This is a genomic window from Nonomuraea sp. NPDC049637 (assembly GCF_040675235.1).
GTDB lineage: Bacteria > Actinomycetota > Actinomycetes > Streptosporangiales > Streptosporangiaceae > Nonomuraea.
On sequence record NZ_JBFAOM010000024.1, the window covers coordinates 82,402 to 96,440 of the forward strand.

At 73.4% G+C, this 14,039-nt stretch carries 12 protein-coding genes; 2 read left to right on the top strand and 10 right to left on the bottom strand.

The genetic code is table 11. From position 1 onward, the window contains the following. Positions 1-39: 39 nt before the first annotated feature. From AB0J71_RS29570 to AB0J71_RS29605, 8 genes are all read right to left on the bottom strand, one after another. A complete protein-coding gene (locus AB0J71_RS29570; RefSeq protein WP_364390575.1) occupies positions 40-732 on the bottom strand; it encodes a GntR family transcriptional regulator in 693 nt (230 codons plus the stop codon). A gap of 283 nt (positions 733-1,015) precedes the next feature. Beyond that, positions 1,016-1,876 carry a 3,4-dihydroxyphenylacetate 2,3-dioxygenase gene (gene hpaD, locus AB0J71_RS29575; protein ID WP_352330956.1) on the bottom strand — a complete coding sequence of 287 codons (861 nt, stop codon included), beginning with the start codon at positions 1,874-1,876 and terminating at the stop codon, positions 1,016-1,018. Further along, positions 1,876-3,312 carry an aldehyde dehydrogenase family protein gene (locus tag AB0J71_RS29580; RefSeq protein ID WP_352330958.1) on the bottom strand — a complete coding sequence of 479 codons (1,437 nt, stop codon included), beginning with the start codon at positions 3,310-3,312 and terminating at the stop codon, positions 1,876-1,878. The genes hpaD and AB0J71_RS29580 overlap by 1 nt, the downstream gene beginning before the upstream one ends. After that, positions 3,309-4,796 carry a GMC family oxidoreductase N-terminal domain-containing protein gene (locus AB0J71_RS29585; RefSeq protein WP_364417038.1) on the bottom strand — a complete coding sequence of 496 codons (1,488 nt, stop codon included), beginning with the start codon at positions 4,794-4,796 and terminating at the stop codon, positions 3,309-3,311. Before AB0J71_RS29585 ends, AB0J71_RS29580 begins: the two co-directional genes overlap by 4 nt. Beyond that, positions 4,783-5,469, bottom strand: a complete 687-nt coding sequence (locus AB0J71_RS29590) for an ATP-binding cassette domain-containing protein (RefSeq protein WP_364417040.1) — start codon at positions 5,467-5,469, stop codon at positions 4,783-4,785. Before AB0J71_RS29590 ends, AB0J71_RS29585 begins: the two co-directional genes overlap by 14 nt. After that, the gene (locus AB0J71_RS29595) at positions 5,466-6,155 is read right to left on the bottom strand and encodes an ATP-binding cassette domain-containing protein (protein WP_352328227.1); all 690 of its coding nucleotides are present in this window, start codon (positions 6,153-6,155) and stop codon (positions 5,466-5,468) included. Before AB0J71_RS29595 ends, AB0J71_RS29590 begins: the two co-directional genes overlap by 4 nt. Continuing rightward, positions 6,152-8,035: an ABC transporter permease gene (locus AB0J71_RS29600; protein WP_364417042.1), complete on the bottom strand. Its 1,884-nt coding sequence runs from the start codon at positions 8,033-8,035 to the stop codon at positions 6,152-6,154. Before AB0J71_RS29600 ends, AB0J71_RS29595 begins: the two co-directional genes overlap by 4 nt. Continuing rightward, on the bottom strand, positions 8,035-9,294 hold the full coding sequence (locus tag AB0J71_RS29605) for an ABC transporter substrate-binding protein (RefSeq protein WP_352328229.1): 1,260 nt from the start codon (positions 9,292-9,294) through the stop codon (positions 8,035-8,037). Before AB0J71_RS29605 ends, AB0J71_RS29600 begins: the two co-directional genes overlap by 1 nt. Before the next feature lie 278 nt (positions 9,295-9,572). Between AB0J71_RS29605 and hpaE the strand changes: the two genes are divergently transcribed. Next, positions 9,573-11,039 carry a 5-carboxymethyl-2-hydroxymuconate semialdehyde dehydrogenase gene (hpaE, locus tag AB0J71_RS29610; protein WP_364417044.1) on the top strand — a complete coding sequence of 489 codons (1,467 nt, stop codon included), beginning with the start codon at positions 9,573-9,575 and terminating at the stop codon, positions 11,037-11,039. A 73-nt stretch (positions 11,040-11,112) separates the two neighbouring features. Further along, positions 11,113-12,207, top strand: a complete 1,095-nt coding sequence (locus tag AB0J71_RS29615) for a glycerophosphodiester phosphodiesterase (RefSeq protein ID WP_364417046.1) — start codon at positions 11,113-11,115, stop codon at positions 12,205-12,207. Between the two features lie 87 nt (positions 12,208-12,294). Here the strand turns inward: AB0J71_RS29615 and AB0J71_RS29620 are convergent, their stop codons facing one another. Together AB0J71_RS29620 and AB0J71_RS29625 are read right to left on the bottom strand one after the other, a co-directional pair. After that, on the bottom strand, positions 12,295-13,134 hold the full coding sequence (locus AB0J71_RS29620) for a DUF1206 domain-containing protein (protein ID WP_352330076.1): 840 nt from the start codon (positions 13,132-13,134) through the stop codon (positions 12,295-12,297). A 66-nt stretch (positions 13,135-13,200) separates the two neighbouring features. Further along, the gene (locus tag AB0J71_RS29625; protein ID WP_364417048.1) at positions 13,201-13,989 is read right to left on the bottom strand and encodes an SDR family NAD(P)-dependent oxidoreductase; all 789 of its coding nucleotides are present in this window, start codon (positions 13,987-13,989) and stop codon (positions 13,201-13,203) included. Positions 13,990-14,039: the final 50 nt, after the last annotated feature.

The following is a 14,039-nucleotide window of genomic DNA, read 5'->3' on the forward strand; positions in this document are numbered from 1 at the left end:
CGCCAGAGCCCCCCGCAGGACGGCGGCGCTGCCGGGAGGTCAGTGTTGCCGGGAGACCTGGGCGGTGTGCAGGGCGGCGGCGGTGGCGATCTTGTGGTTGCGGGCCGCCTGCTCGATCACCTCGGCCTCGGCGTCGCCCTCGATCAGGCTCAGCAGGTGGTCGTGCTCCTCCACCGACCTGCGCGCCCGCCCCGGCACGTACGTGAAGCTGGAGCGGCGCATGTGGTCGAGCCGCGCCCACTCCGACTCCAGCAGGGCGTTGAGGTGCTCGTCGGGGCAGTGGCGGTAGAGGGAGAAGTGGAACTCGCGGTTGAGCGCGGTGAAGGAGGTGGGGTCGAACTCCTCCAGCGCCTCCTTCATCCGCTCGTTGATCTCCCGCGACTCCTGGATCTTGGCCGCGTCCATGTGCGGCGCGCAGATGGCCGTGGCGTAGCCCTCCAGCCGGGCCAGCACGTTGAGGGTGTGCTCGACCTGCACCGAGTCGAAGACGGCGACCCGGGCGCCGATGTTGCGCACGACCTCGACCAGCCCGTCGGACTGCAGCCTGCGCACGGCCTCGCGCAGCGGGATCGTGCTGACGCCGGTCTCCCGGGCGAGCTGGTCCATGACCAGCCGGTAGCCGGGGCCGTACGTGCCGTCGAGGATGCGGGCCCGCAGCAGGTCGTAGCTGATCTCGGCCTTGGAGCCCTTGGGCCGCTTGGCCTGGGCCGGTTTTCTTGTGCTGCTCACCATCACCTCTGCAGGACCTTCATGATGGCGTCGCGGAAGCCCGCGCCCGCCGGCGCTTCGACGCGACCGCCCGGAGCCCTCACCGGCTCCGCCCCCGGAGTCACCTCGACGATACGCTGGACGCCCGCTGTCATCCCCTCATCTTGCCCGACCACGAGCACGCGCGGCGCCTGGTCCCCCGCGCGGACGGCCCGTCCGCGCGGGGCGCCGGAGGAGCGGGGGACGGCCCACCGGGAGATCAGCCCCGCCATCCAGAACCTCCGTCTGTCCTATTTCACATATGATTTTAGATCTTATCGTACGCGGGCACGGGGAAGTCCACGACCACCTGTCCGGTTCCCGTCGAGCCGAAGTACGGGCACAACTGCTCCCCCCGCTCCTTGTACGACCGCCACCCCAGCAGCCCGAACAACATCGCCGTGTCCGCCATCGCGCCCTCCCCCGCGCAGCGCACGTTGTAGTCGGGCAACATGTCCAGGAACTCGCCGATGCGTCCTTCGGCCCACATGTCCAGCACGGCCATGTCGATCTTCCGGTTGAGCGGGCTGCTGACCTCGTTGAGCAGCGACTCGGCGGTCTCGTTGGAGGGGAAGGCGTGCGAGAGCGAGCCGCTGGCCAGGAAGGCGACCCGGCGGTCACTCTGCCGGATGCCGCGCAGCAGCGCCTCGCCGATGCGCCGGTTCTCGTCGATCGAGGAGTAGATGTTGCAGCCGATCGGCAGCACCCGCACGGCGGAGTCCTCGTTCATGAAGTGCATCGGCACCAGCGTCGCGTACTCCAGGCCCAGGTCGCGGTAGGTGTGCACGAGCGCCTTCTGCCCACCGGCGGCGATCTCGGCGCGGATCAGCTCGGCCAGCTCGGGGTCGCCCGGATAGTCGTACTCCAGGTCGTGGATGAAGTGCGGCAGCTCGTGGCTGGCGTAGGAGCCGCGGTGGCGCTCCTTGCCGTTGAGGTGGAAGCCGATGCTGTTCATCCAGTGGGTGTCGGCGATCAGGTACGTGTCCACCCCCAGCTCCCGCGCCCGCCTGCCCACCTCGGTGAGCGCCAGCTCGGCGGGCCGCCGGATGCCGAAGTGCCTGCCCGGCTGGATCGACAGCCAGATCGACGGCACATGCGTGATCTTGGCTGCCAGGACGAGCTCTCCCATCACACCCTCCCCAGGTGCGTCCAGACGCCCTTGACCTCGGTGTAGGCGTCGATGGCGTACGGGCCCATCTCCCTCCCCCACCCGCTGGCCTTGTAGCCGCCCCACGTGGTGGCGGCGTCGGGCACATGGATCATGTTGATGAACACGGCTCCCGCCCGGATCCGGGCGGCCAGGCGGTGGGCGGTCGACAGGTCGTTGGTCCAGATGGAGGCGGCCAGGCCGTACTCCAGTCCGTTGGCGCGGCCGGCGATCTCGTCGGGGTCGTCGTAGGCCAGCACCGGGATGACGGGCCCGAACACCTCCTCGCGGGCCACGGCCATGGCGTCGGTCACCTCGGCGAACACGGTCGGGCGGTAGAAGAAGCCGGGGCCCTCGGCGCGCCTGCCGCCGGTGACGAGTTGCGCGCCATCGTACAGCGCGCTGCGGACGTGGGCGTCCACGGCCATCAGGTGGTCCTCGCTGATCAGCGGGCCGAGGTCGGTGGCCGGGTCGAGGCCGGGTCCGACCTTGAGCGCGTCGGCCGCGGCGGCCATCTTCGAGGTGAACTCGTCGACGCGCTTGCGGTCGACGTAGAAGCGCGAGTACGCGGCGCAGACCTGGCCGCTGTTGAACAGCGCGCCCTGGACGTTGCCCGCCACCGCGGCGTCGATGTCGGCGTCGGCCGCGATGATGCTCGGGGTCTTGCCGCCGAGCTCCAGCGTCAGGCGCTTGAGGTTGTCCGCACTGGCGTGCACGAGCGAGCGGCCGACCGCCGTCGAGCCGGTGAAGGAGATCTTGTCCACGCCCGCGTGCCCGGCCAGCGCCGCGCCGGTCTCCGGGCCGCCGGTCAGCAGGTTGACCACGCCGGGCGGGAACCCGGCCAGCGCCATCAGCTCCACCAGCCGGACCGTGGTCAGCGGGGTCTGCTCGGCGGGCTTGACGATCACCGTGTTGCCGCAGGCGAGGGCGGGGGCGAGCTTCCAGGCGGCGATCATCAGCGGGAAGTTCCACGGAGTGATGAGCGCGCACACGCCGACCGGCTCGCGCCGGGTGTAGTGCAGGGTGTCGGGGTACGAGACGGGCAACACCGAGCCCTCGATTTTCGTACACCATCCCGCGAAATATCGGAAATGTTCGGCGGTGCCGGGGACGGTCACGTTCCGCGCCACCGCCAGCGGCTGGCCGTTGTCCCTGGTCTCCAGCTCGGCCAGCTCGTCGGCGTGCTCCTCCACCAGGTCGGCCACCTTCCACAGCAGCCTCGCGCGGGCGGCGGCGGGCATCTCGGCCCAGGCCGGGTCGTCCAGCGCGGCCCTGGCCGCCGCCACCGCGCGGTCCACGTCGGCGGGGCCGGCCTCGGCGCACTCGGTGATCACGGTGGCCTCGGCCGGGTCCAGCGTGGCGAACGTCGCGCCGTCCGCGGCCGGGCCCCAGGCGCCGCCGATGTACAGGCCGGTCATGAGCCGATCTCCTCTCGCACCATGTCCGCGCACCGCTCGCCGATCATGATGGCGGGCGCGTTCGTGTTCCCTGACGTGACGGCGGGCATCACCGAGGCGTCGGCGACGCGCAGCCCGTCGATGCCGTGGACTCTGAGCCGCTGGTCCACGACGGTTCCCATGGCGCAGGTCCCGACCTGATGGTGGTAGGTCACCAAGGTCCTCTCTATGTGCTCGGACAGTTCGCGGTCACCGGGATACAGCTCCGCGCCCGCCCATTCCCGCAGGGCGGCGGCGTGGGCCAGCTCCCGGCACAGCTCGACGGCCGCGCGCATGCACGCGCGGTCGGCGGCCGCCTCCAGGTAGGCGGGGTCGATGTGCAGCGGCGCGTCGGGGTCGGCCGAGGTCAGCGCCAGGTGCCCCCTGCTCTCCGGCCGGACGATCCCGGCCATGAGCGTGAAGGCGTCCGGCGGGCCGGTCATGCCCTCGTCGTACAGGGGGATGTGGAAGAACAGCGGCTGCACGTCGGGGCCGGGCAGCCCGGGGCGGCTGCGCCAGAAGAGCTGGCTGTGCATCGGCTGCAGGCCGGGCATCGCGGGCGGCACGGGCCGCCGGGCGGCCACGATCACCGGGACGAGCGCGTGGTCGTGCAGGTTGCGTCCGACGCCGGGCAGGTCCTCCACCGCCTTGATGCCGTGCCGGCGCAGCTCGGCCGCGTCGCCGAGGCCGCTCAGCAGGAGCAGGCGCGGCGACTCGACGGTCCCGGCGCTGACCACGACCTGGGCGGCGGCCCCGACCCGGTGCAGGCGGCCGTTCTGGCGGTACTCCACGCCCACGCAGCGCCGTCCGCGCAGGAGCAGCCGGCGGGCGCGCGCCCCGGTGCGGATCTCCAGGACGGGCCGGTCGCAGCGCGGGCGCAGGTAGGCGTCGGCCGTGCTGTGCCTGCGGCCGTGCCGGATGGTGAGCTGGCAGAACCCGGCGCCGTCGGGGCGCTCGCCGTTGCAGTCGGGGTTGAACGGCAGGCCCTGCTCCACGGCGGCCGCCACGATCGCCGCGTTGACCTGGTGCGGCGCGTAGTCGGCGATCACCCGTACCGGCCCGCCGACGCCGTGGTGGTCACTGGGCCCGCGGTCGAAGTCCTCCAGCCGCTTGAAGTACGGCAACACCTCGGGGTACGACCAGCCGGGCCCCCAGGCGTCGTAGTCGGCCGGCGCGCCCCTGACGAAGATCATGCCGTTGAGCGAGGACGAGCCGCCCAGCACCTTCCCGCGCGGCCAGTGCGGACGCCGCCCGCCCAGCCGCCGCTGCGGCGCCACCCGGTAGTCGTAGTCCTCGGGGCCGCCCCACAGCCGGAACACCCCGCCGGGGTCGTGGATGTCGGGGTTGACGTCGGGGCCGCCCGCCTCCAGCAGCAGCACGCGCAGCGCCGCGTCGTCGGCCAGCCGGCGGGCCACCGCGGCGCCGGCCGAGCCCGCGCCGACCACGACGACGTCAAAGGTCTCCATCGCCCGCTCCCAGATAGGCCGACCGCAGCCGGCCGCGCAGCTCGTCCGGCGTGCCGCGCAGGACGACCCGGCCCCGGTCCAGCACGTGCACGCGGGTGGCCAGCTCCAGGGCGAGCCGGGTGTACTGCTCGATGAGCAGCACCCCGGCGCCGGCCTCGGCGAGCGCGGCCAGGGCGGGGACGAGCCTGGACACCACGGCGGGGGCCAGGCCGAAGGACAGCTCGTCCACCAGCAGGTACCGCGGCCCGCCGGTGACGGCCTGGGCCAGGGCGAGCATCTGCTGCTGGCCGCCGGACAACGTGCCGGCCCGCCGGTCGCGCAGCCCGGCCAGCTCGGGGAAGGCGGCCAGGGCCGGTCCCGGGTCGGGGCCGGCCACCCGCAGGTTGTCGGCCACGCTCAGCGAGCGCAGCACCCGGTGCCCCTCGGGCACGGCGGCCACGCCCAGCGCCCGGACCCGTTCGGGGCGCAGCCCGGTCAGCTCGTCGCCGTCGGCGGTGACGGTGCCCGCCTCGACCGGCAGCAGCCCGGCCACGGCGAGCACGAGCGTGCTCTTGCCCGCGCCGTTCGCGCCGAGCAGCGCGGTGATCCGGCCGGGCGGCACGTCGAGCGTCACGTCGTGCAGCACCTCGCGCCCGCCTCTGCGCACGCGCAGGCCGCGCACCTCCAGGCTCACGGCGCCTCCCCCAGGTAGGCGGCGCGCACCCGCTCGTCGGCCAGCACCGCCGCGGTCGGGCCGGCCGCGACCAGCCGGCCGAAGTCCAGCACGGCCGTGGTGGCGCAGACCTCGCCGACCAGGGCCACGTCGTGCTCGATGAGCACCACGAGCGCCCCGAACCGGTCCGGCACGGCCGTCACGACCTCGGCCAGCGACCGCGACTCGGCCTCCGACAGCCCGGCGGCCGGCTCGTCGAGCAGCACGATCCTGGGCGTGCCGACCAGGGCGCGGGCCAGTTCGAGCCGCCGCCGTTCCGGCAGCGTCAGCTCGGCCGCCGGGCGTCCGGGGTCGCTCAGGCCGCAGAACGCGAGCAGGCCCTCGTCCGGGCCGCCCAGGTGGTCGGCGGCCAGGCGCAGGTTGCCGGCCACGCTCAGCTCGGCGACCACCTGCTCCTGCTGGAACGTGCGGCGCAGCCCCCACCGGGCCCGCCGGTGCGGCGCGAGCGCCAGCAGGTCGGCGCCGCCGGCCGTGACCCGCCCGGAGACCGGCCGGACGAAGCCGGACAACACGTTGAACAGGGTGGTCTTGCCCGCGCCGTTGGGCCCGATGAGCCCGCACAGGCCGGAGTCGAAGGTCAGGGTGACGCCGTCCAGCGGGCGCACGCCGCCGAAGCGCACCCGCAGGTCCTCGATCTCCAGCCTCATGCGCGCCGCCGCAGGTCCTCTAGCTGCCCGCCGATGCCGCGCGGCGCGGTGACCAGGGCGTGCACGGTGCCCGCGCCGAAGACGACGAGCATGAGGTTGCCGTCGAGCCCGGCGGCGTCGAGGGCGGCGGGCACGACCTGGCCGACCACGCCGGACAGCACCACGCCGGTCAGCCCGTACGCGCCGCCGACCAGGACGACGGCGAACAGCAGCACCGAGTCCGAGGCCCGGAACGAGATCGGGTCCAGCCGCCCGGTGTTGGCGGCCAGCAGCGCCCCCGCGGTCCCGGTGACGAACGCCGCCAGCGCGAACGCCCACACCTTGTACCTGGTCAGGGCCACGCCGACGGCCAGCGCGCCGGCCTCGCCGCTCCTGATCGCCGCCCACGCCCGGCCCGGCCGCCCGCGCTGGTGCAGCACGACGAGGACGAGCGCGAGCACCGCGCACAGCACGGCGAACCGGAAGAACCCGGCGTCGGAGGCCGCCATCGAGGGCCGCGGCATGGCCTGCTGCGTCCCGCTGCCCGCCACCCGCCCGAGGAACCCGGGGCCGCCGTCGGGGAACCCGGTCGCCGAGAACGCCACCTGGAACGCCCCGCCGGCCATGAGCGTCACCAGGGCCAGGTCCACGCCGGACAGGCGCAGCGCGGGCAGCCCGTACACGATGCCGACCAGGCAGGTGACCGCCCCTGCCGCCAGCACGACCAGCGGGAACGGCCACCCGGTGGCAAAGGCCAGCCGCAGCGCCACCCAGCCGCCGACGCCGAGCAGCGCCACCTGGCCGAGCGAGACCAGTCCGAGCCGGGCGTACAGCAGGGCGATGCCCGCGGCGGGGATGACGAAGATGACCGCGGAGGTGAGCACCCGCACCCAGTAGCCGTCCACGGCCAGGGGCACGAGCACCGCCAGCGCCGCCGCCCCGGCGGCCAGCCCGAGCACCACGCGCAGCACCGAGCGCGCGTCGCCGGGCGGCAGCGGCCGGGTCCGCGCCGGCAGCGCGTCGGCGGGGCGCACCTCGACCGTGCCGCCGCGCCTGGCCCGCGCCCCGGTGCGCTGCAGCCACAGGATCGCCGCGACGGCCACCGCGAACGGCGCCACCGACCGGTACGGCGCGGTCTGCTCCCACGCCCCGCCCAGGGCCTCGGCCAGCCCGATCGCCAGCCCGGCCGCCAGCGTGACCGGCAGCGACCGGAAGCGGCCGACCACGCCCGCCGCCAGCGAGGCGATCACCAGGAAGGTCAGGGTGCCCGCCTCCAGCCGGGTCAGCGAGCCGAGCACCAGCCCGGTCAGCCCGGCCACCGCGCCGCCCGCGGCCCAGGTGACGGTCTCGACCCGCCGGATGGGCACGCCGAGCAGCGCGCTGATCTCGCGGTCGTCGGCCAGCGCGCGCATGGCGGTGCCGAAGCCGGTCCGGCGCAGCAGCACGGCGGTCCCGGCGGTCAGCGCCACGGCCAGGGCCAGCGCGAGCGTCTGGGTGAGCGTGACGCGGGCGCCGCCCACGTCGAACCCGGCCGTGTCGGTCGGCAGGGTGAGCGTGCGCGGGTCGTCGCTCCACGTCCAGTAGCACAGGCCGAGCAGCATGAGCGCGAGGCCGAGCGTGCACACCGCCTTGACCAGCGGGTCGCGGGCGGCGACGAGCGGGCCGACCAGGCCGCCGTACAGGCCGGACAGCAGCGCCGACAGCAGCGGCGCGGCCGCCAGCGCGGGCACGACCGGCCAGCCGTCCTGCAGGAGCTGCCAGGACAGCAGCGCACCGATCGCGCCGAGCGCGCCGTAGGCCAGGTTGAGCACGCCCGTGGCCCGGTAGAGCACGACGATGCCCACGCCCGACAGCGCGTAGACGGCGCCGAGCGCGAGCCCGCTGATGACGAACGGCAACATCAGCCGGTCAGCCCCGACTGCTTCTCCTCCCGCAGGAGCGGCGCAAGGTCGGGGTCCTGGGTCGGCGTGCAGTCCTTGATCTTCGACCAGCCGCCGCCCTTCATCGTGACGTAGCGGGTGTCGTGGTTGGCGTTGTGGCGGGCGGCGCGGCCGAAGTACCAGGGGGCGCAGAGCAGGTCGCTGCGGAAGCCCTTGACCTGCGACAGTGCCCGGCTCACCGAGGCGCGGTCGATCGTCCCGCCGGTCCTGGTCAGGGTGTCGACGAAGATCTTGGCGGCCAGGAAGCCGCCCTGGGAGAAGGAGTCGCGGGGGGCCTTGTCGTCGGCGTACTCGTCCATGACGCGGCGCCAGAGCTTGTTGTCGGGGGTGCCGGCGTCGAGCATGGTGAACTCGGAGTTGGACACGAAGCCCTCCCAGTAGCTGCCGACCTGGCCGGGGAAGGTGGTGTCGTAGCAGGGCGTCAGGCAGACGAAGGTGACCTTGTCCTTGAGGCCCTGCGCCTGGGCCGCCTTGAGGATGGCGGCGTCGTCGGGGGCGGGGTCCTGGAGGATGATCGCGTCCGGGCGGCCCCGCATGGCTTCGAGGAGCACGGCGGTGGCGTCCTTGACGCCGGGGTCGTGCAGCACGTCGCCGGCCGAGGTCAGGCCCTTGGTCCTGAGGTAGGCGCGCACGCCGTCCTGGGTCCAGTCGCCGACGCCCGGCACCCGGTTGCTGATCTGGGCGACCCTTCTGGCGCCCTTGACCTCGACGGCGTACTGGGCGGCGGCCACGGCGCTGACCCTCGGGCCCGCGTTGACCGGGGCGATGCGCGGCGACTCGAAGCACGCCCGCGGCACGCCGACCGCGAGCACGTCGAACAGCCCGTTCTGCTCCCAGATCGGGCCGGAGACGCCGCAGGCGACGAAGCTGGAGCCGCCGACCAGGGCGACCAGGTCCCGGTCGCCGGCCAGCTTGGTGGCCAGGGCCGAGGCCTTCTGCGGGTTGAGGCCGTCGTCCTCGACCAGGTACTCGACCGGACGGCCGCCGATGCCGCCGCCGGCGTTGACGCAGTCGAAGTACGCCTTGGCCGCCTTGGTGGCCGAGCTGAAGTCGATGCCGCCGCTCGCGGTGACGATCGCGCCGACGGTGATCGGGGTCCCGGTGGCGGGCTCGCCCGTGCCGCAGGCCGTCCTGGCGGCGCCGCCGTCCTGGCTCGTCCCGCAGGCGGAGACCACCAGAGCGATCGCGGCGAACCACACCAGGCGTCGTGGACATCGCATGCGCACCCCTCCTCGAAGCGCCGTGCGTCCAGCCCCGATGGACAAATCATGTACGACATCAGATATTTCTGTCCATAGGTTCCCCATGTATCATCGACGATGTCCTATACGATTTCACGGGTTGCGAGGGGCCTACCGCTGGGCCTTCGACCTGGGAAACCATCGTGGCGGGGCGGAGGAGGAGTGCCATGAGGTGGCGGTCCGGCCGCACGTCCGACAGGGGATCGATCGCACCCGTGGCCGGGGGGGCCGCCGTCCCAGTGCAAGGAGATCGCCCGTTGAACCTGGAGCACTACATCGACGGGGCCCACGTGCCCAGCGTGTCCGGCCAGACGTTCACCTCGCTGGAACCCGCGACCAACCGCCCCGCGCTGACCGTCGCCTCCGGGGACGCCGAGGACGTCGACCTGGCCGTGCGCGCCGCGCTCAGGGCGTTCACCGACGGTCCGTGGCCGCGGATGCCGGGCGAGGAGCGGGCGGCGGTGCTGCGCGGCGTCGCGGCGGCCATCGAGGCGCGCGACGAGCGCATCGCCGAGCTGGAGTGCGGCGACACCGGGCTGCCCATCACCCAGGCCAGGGGCCAGGCCCGGCGGGCGGCGCACAACTTCCGCTTCTTCGCCGACGTCATCAGCAGCCTGGGCGAGGACGTCTACCGCGTCGGCTCGGCCCAGCTCAACTACGTCGTGCGCAAGCCGGTCGGCGTGGCCGGGCTGATCACGCCGTGGAACACGCCGTTCATGCTGGAGACCTGGAAACTGGCCCCGGCGCTGGCGGCCGGCTGCCCGGTGGTGCTCAAGCCGGCCGAGTGGTCGCCGCTCTCGGCCAGCCTGCTGCCGGAGATCATGGAGGAGGCCGGGCTGCCCGAGGGCGTGTTCAACCTCGTCCACGGCATCGGCGAGCGGGCCGGGGCGGCGCTGGTGGCCCACCCCGACGTGCCGGTGATCTCCTTCACCGGCGAGACCGCCACCGGCCAGACGATCATGCGCGACGCCGCCACCGGCCTCAAGACGTTGTCGATGGAGCTGGGCGGCAAGTCCCCGCTGCTCGTCTTCGACGACGCCGACCTGGACCGGGCGCTCGACGCGGCCGTGTTCGGCGTCTTCTCGCTCAACGGCGAGCGCTGCACGGCCAGCTCGCGGATCCTCGTCCAGGACACCGTCTACGAGGAGTTCGTGGGCCGGCTCGCCGAGCGCGCCGCGCGGGTGCGGGTCGGGCCGCCGCACGACCTGGCGACCGAGCTGGGCGCGCTCATCCACCCCGAGCACTACGAGCGGGTCATGTCGTACGTGCGGGCCGGCGTCGAGGAGGGCGCCCGCCTGGTGGCCGGCGGCGGCCGTCCGGACGGCCTGCCCGAGGGCAACTTCCTGGCCGCCACGGTCTTCGCCGACGTGACGCCCGCGATGCGCATCTTCCAGGAGGAGATCTTCGGCCCGGTCGTCTGCGTCACCCCCTTCTCCACCGAGACGGAGGCCCTGGAGCTGGCCAACGCCACCCGGTACGGCCTGGCCGCCTACGTGTGGACCAGCGACCTGCGCCGCGCCCACCGCCTGGCCCAGTCCGTCGAGGCCGGCATGCTCTGGATCAACTCCCAGAACATCCGCGACCTGCGCACGCCCTTCGGCGGCGTGAAGGCCAGCGGCCTCGGCAGGGAGGGCGGCCGGTACAGCATCGACGTCTACACCGAGGCGCACATCGTGCACGTCGCCACCGAGGACCTGCCGATCCCCCGCTTCGGCCTCGGCTGAACCCGCCGGCCGCGTCCATCACTGTGCGCCCGGGCGTAACGTCCGGGCCACCTCGGCGGTCTACCGTGCCCGCATGACGACGCGCAGGTTGTTCGCGAGCGTGCTGGCCGCCGTCCTGGCCGGCGGTACGGTCGCTGTCGTGCTGACCCAGACGCCATCCGCCACGGCCGAGCGCCGCGGCCAGGCCCCCGTCGTGATCGGTCACCGGGGCGCCAGCGCCCACCGGCCCGAGCACACGCTGCTGTCCTACGAGGCGGCCATCGCCATGGGCGCCGACTACATCGAGCCCGACCTCGTCTCCACCAAGGACCACGTGCTGGTCGCCCGGCACGAGAACGAGATCTCCGGCACCACCGACGTGGCCGCCCACCCCGAGTTCGCCGACCGGCGCGCCACCAGGACCGTGGACGGCCGGCCGGTCACCGGCTGGTTCACCGAGGACTTCACGCTGGCCGAGCTGAAGACGCTGCGGGCCCGGGAACGCGTGCCCGACCTGCGGCCGGACAACACCGCCTTCGACCGGCTGGCCGAGATCCCGACGTTCGAGGAGGTCGTCCAGCTGGCGCAGCGGCACGGCGTCGGGGTCTATCCCGAGACCAAGCACCCGACGTACTTCGACTCGATCGGCCTGTCGCTGGAGGAGCCGCTGCTGGAGGTGCTGAACCGGTACCACGTGCGCAAGGCGTACATCCAGTCCTTCGAGACGGCGAACCTGCGCGAGCTGCGCGGACGGACGCGGCTGCCGCTCATCCAGCTCATCACCTCGGGCGGCGCGCCCTACGACTGGGTCGCCGCCGGCAGCACCCGCACCTACGACGACATGGTGACCCCCGACGGGCTGCGCGAGGTGGCCCGGTACGCCGCCGGGATCGGCGTGGACACCCGCCGGGTGGTCCCGGTGGACGCCTCGGGCGCGACGCTGCCCCCGACCACGCTGGTCCAGGACGCCCACCGCAGGCGGCTGGAGGTGCACGTGTGGACGATCCGCAACGAGAACTCCCAGCTTCCCGCCGACCACCGCAGGGGGAACCCGGCCAGCCCGGCCTACCCGCGAGCCACCGGCGACGTGGCCGGCTGGCTGAGCAGGCTCGTCGAGCTGGGCATCGACGGCGCGTTCTGCGACGACCCGGCGATGGGCCGCGCGGTGATCAGCGGGCGCCCCTCCTGACGCGGGCGCGCACACTGACCCGGCGCGCACACGAAGCGGCGGGCCCCCGTGCCGGGGACCCGCCGCGCGTGCGCCGCCCGGGACGCGTCAGGTACGGCGCCAGCGGGACTCGCCGAAGCAGTAGCCCGCGAACAGCAGCAGCCCGAGTGCCACCACCGCGAGCAGCCACGGCCCCACCGGCGTGTCGGCGAAGCGCCGCAGGGTGGCGTCGATGCCGCCCGCCTTGTCGGGGTCGAAGGTGACGGCCGCGTAGCCGACGAAGACGCCGGCGCCGCCGGTGATCACGCCGCGGGCGATGTAGCCGGCCTGGCCGAGCCGTTCCATCACCTTGCGGGCCTTGGGCGACATGCGGCCGAGGTCGAGCTCGCGCTCGAACTTCTTGGTGACGCCCTCGTGGATCCAGTAGATGCCGAGGGCGACGATGCCGAGCCCGATCAGGCCGACGATGACCTGGCCGCCGGGCAGGTCGAGCAGCTTGCTGGTCAGGTTCTGCGACTGCTTGTCGTCGGACTTGGCCTGACCGGCCAGCAGCACGCTCAGCAAAGTCACGCAGATCAGGACGTACACGCCGGTGCGGAAGGCCGACTGCGCGCGGTCACTCGCCTTGCGGTGACTGAACAGCGCCTCCGACGCCTGCCACAACGCCAGCCCGGCGAAGCCCACCGTCATGATCCACAGCAGCACCTGCCCGAAGGGCAGGCCGGCGATGGTGGTGATGGCTCCCGACTTGTCGGCCTGGCGCGAGCCGTCGCCGAAGGCGATCTGCAACGCCAGCACTCCGATCAGCGCGTACAGCACGCCGCGGCAGGCCAGCCCGATGCGGGCCAGCGTGTTCATCGCCGGGCTGTCCGCTGCTCTGCGGGCCGCGTTCTTGGCCTCACGGCCCGCGTCCATGGCGTCGCGGCCCGCGCTCTGTGCGGTGCTCACCGTTCCTCCTGGGGGTTTGCGAAGAACTCCCCTTTGCCCGGGAAACGGCCTTCTAGGCGTGGACGATCAGTCGAAGGCGAGGGTGGGCAGGTCGACGGCGGTGGCGCCGCCGTCGGCCACGACCACGCTGCCGGTCATGACGGCGCTGTCCGGCGAGGCGAGGAACAGGCAGATCGCGGCGATCTCGTCGGCCGTCGCCGGGCGGCGCAGCGGCACGTCCTTGGTGACCAGCTCGTACGCCGCGTCGCGGGTGATGCCGTCCCGGGCGACCAGCACGTCCATCTCCTCGTCGGCCATCGGCGTGCGCACCCAGCCGGGGCACAGGCAGTTGGCCCGGACGCCCTGGGGCCCGTAGTCGCGGGCGATCGAGCGGGTCAGGCCGATGAGCGCGTGTTTCGTCGTGACATATCCAGACACGGCGGGGCCGGCGGCCAGGCCCGCGATCGACGACACGACCACGATCGCCCCCTTCGACCGCACCAGCGCCGGCAGCGCCTCCCGGCAGGTCACGAAGCAGGTGTTGAGGTTGGCGTCGAGGCTGAGCCGCCAGGACGCGTCGTCGGTCTCGCCGACCGGCCCGCCCCCGTGGCCGCCCGCGTTGGCCACCACCACGTCGAGCCCGCCGAAGCGGCCCAGGCACGCCTCGACCGCCGCCCGCGCCTGGTCGGTGTCGGACATGTCCGCGCAGGCCACGGCCGCCGCGTCGCCGAGGTCCGCGGCCACCTCGGCCAGCGGCCCGGGACGGCGGCCGGTCAGCATGACCGAGGCGCCCTCGGCGGCGAACCTGCGGGCGGTCGCCGCGCCGATGCCGGTGCCCGCCCCGGTGATCAGCGCGACCTTTCCCTTGAGCCTCATCGCCTACTCCTTTACAACGGGAAGCTATATGATTTCATAGACGAATTCGT

Coding starts and splice junctions, on each gene's coding strand:
- AB0J71_RS29580 (WP_352330958.1), bottom strand. CDS start 3,312: ATGACCGGCCTGTACATCGGCGGCGCCTGGGGCCCGGCCGCGGACGGC.
- hpaD (WP_352330956.1), bottom strand. CDS start 1,876: ATGGGAGAGCTCGTCCTGGCAGCCAAGATCACGCATGTGCCGTCGATC.
- AB0J71_RS29570 (WP_364390575.1), bottom strand. CDS start 732: ATGGTGAGCAGCACAAGAAAACCGGCCCAGGCCAAGCGGCCCAAGGGC.
- AB0J71_RS29595 (WP_352328227.1), bottom strand. CDS start 6,155: ATGAGGCTGGAGATCGAGGACCTGCGGGTGCGCTTCGGCGGCGTGCGC.
- AB0J71_RS29615 (WP_364417046.1), top strand. CDS start 11,113: ATGACGACGCGCAGGTTGTTCGCGAGCGTGCTGGCCGCCGTCCTGGCC.
- AB0J71_RS29600 (WP_364417042.1), bottom strand. CDS start 8,035: ATGTTGCCGTTCGTCATCAGCGGGCTCGCGCTCGGCGCCGTCTACGCG.
- AB0J71_RS29625 (WP_364417048.1), bottom strand. CDS start 13,989: ATGAGGCTCAAGGGAAAGGTCGCGCTGATCACCGGGGCGGGCACCGGC.
- AB0J71_RS29605 (WP_352328229.1), bottom strand. CDS start 9,294: ATGCGATGTCCACGACGCCTGGTGTGGTTCGCCGCGATCGCTCTGGTG.
- AB0J71_RS29585 (WP_364417038.1), bottom strand. CDS start 4,796: ATGGAGACCTTTGACGTCGTCGTGGTCGGCGCGGGCTCGGCCGGCGCC.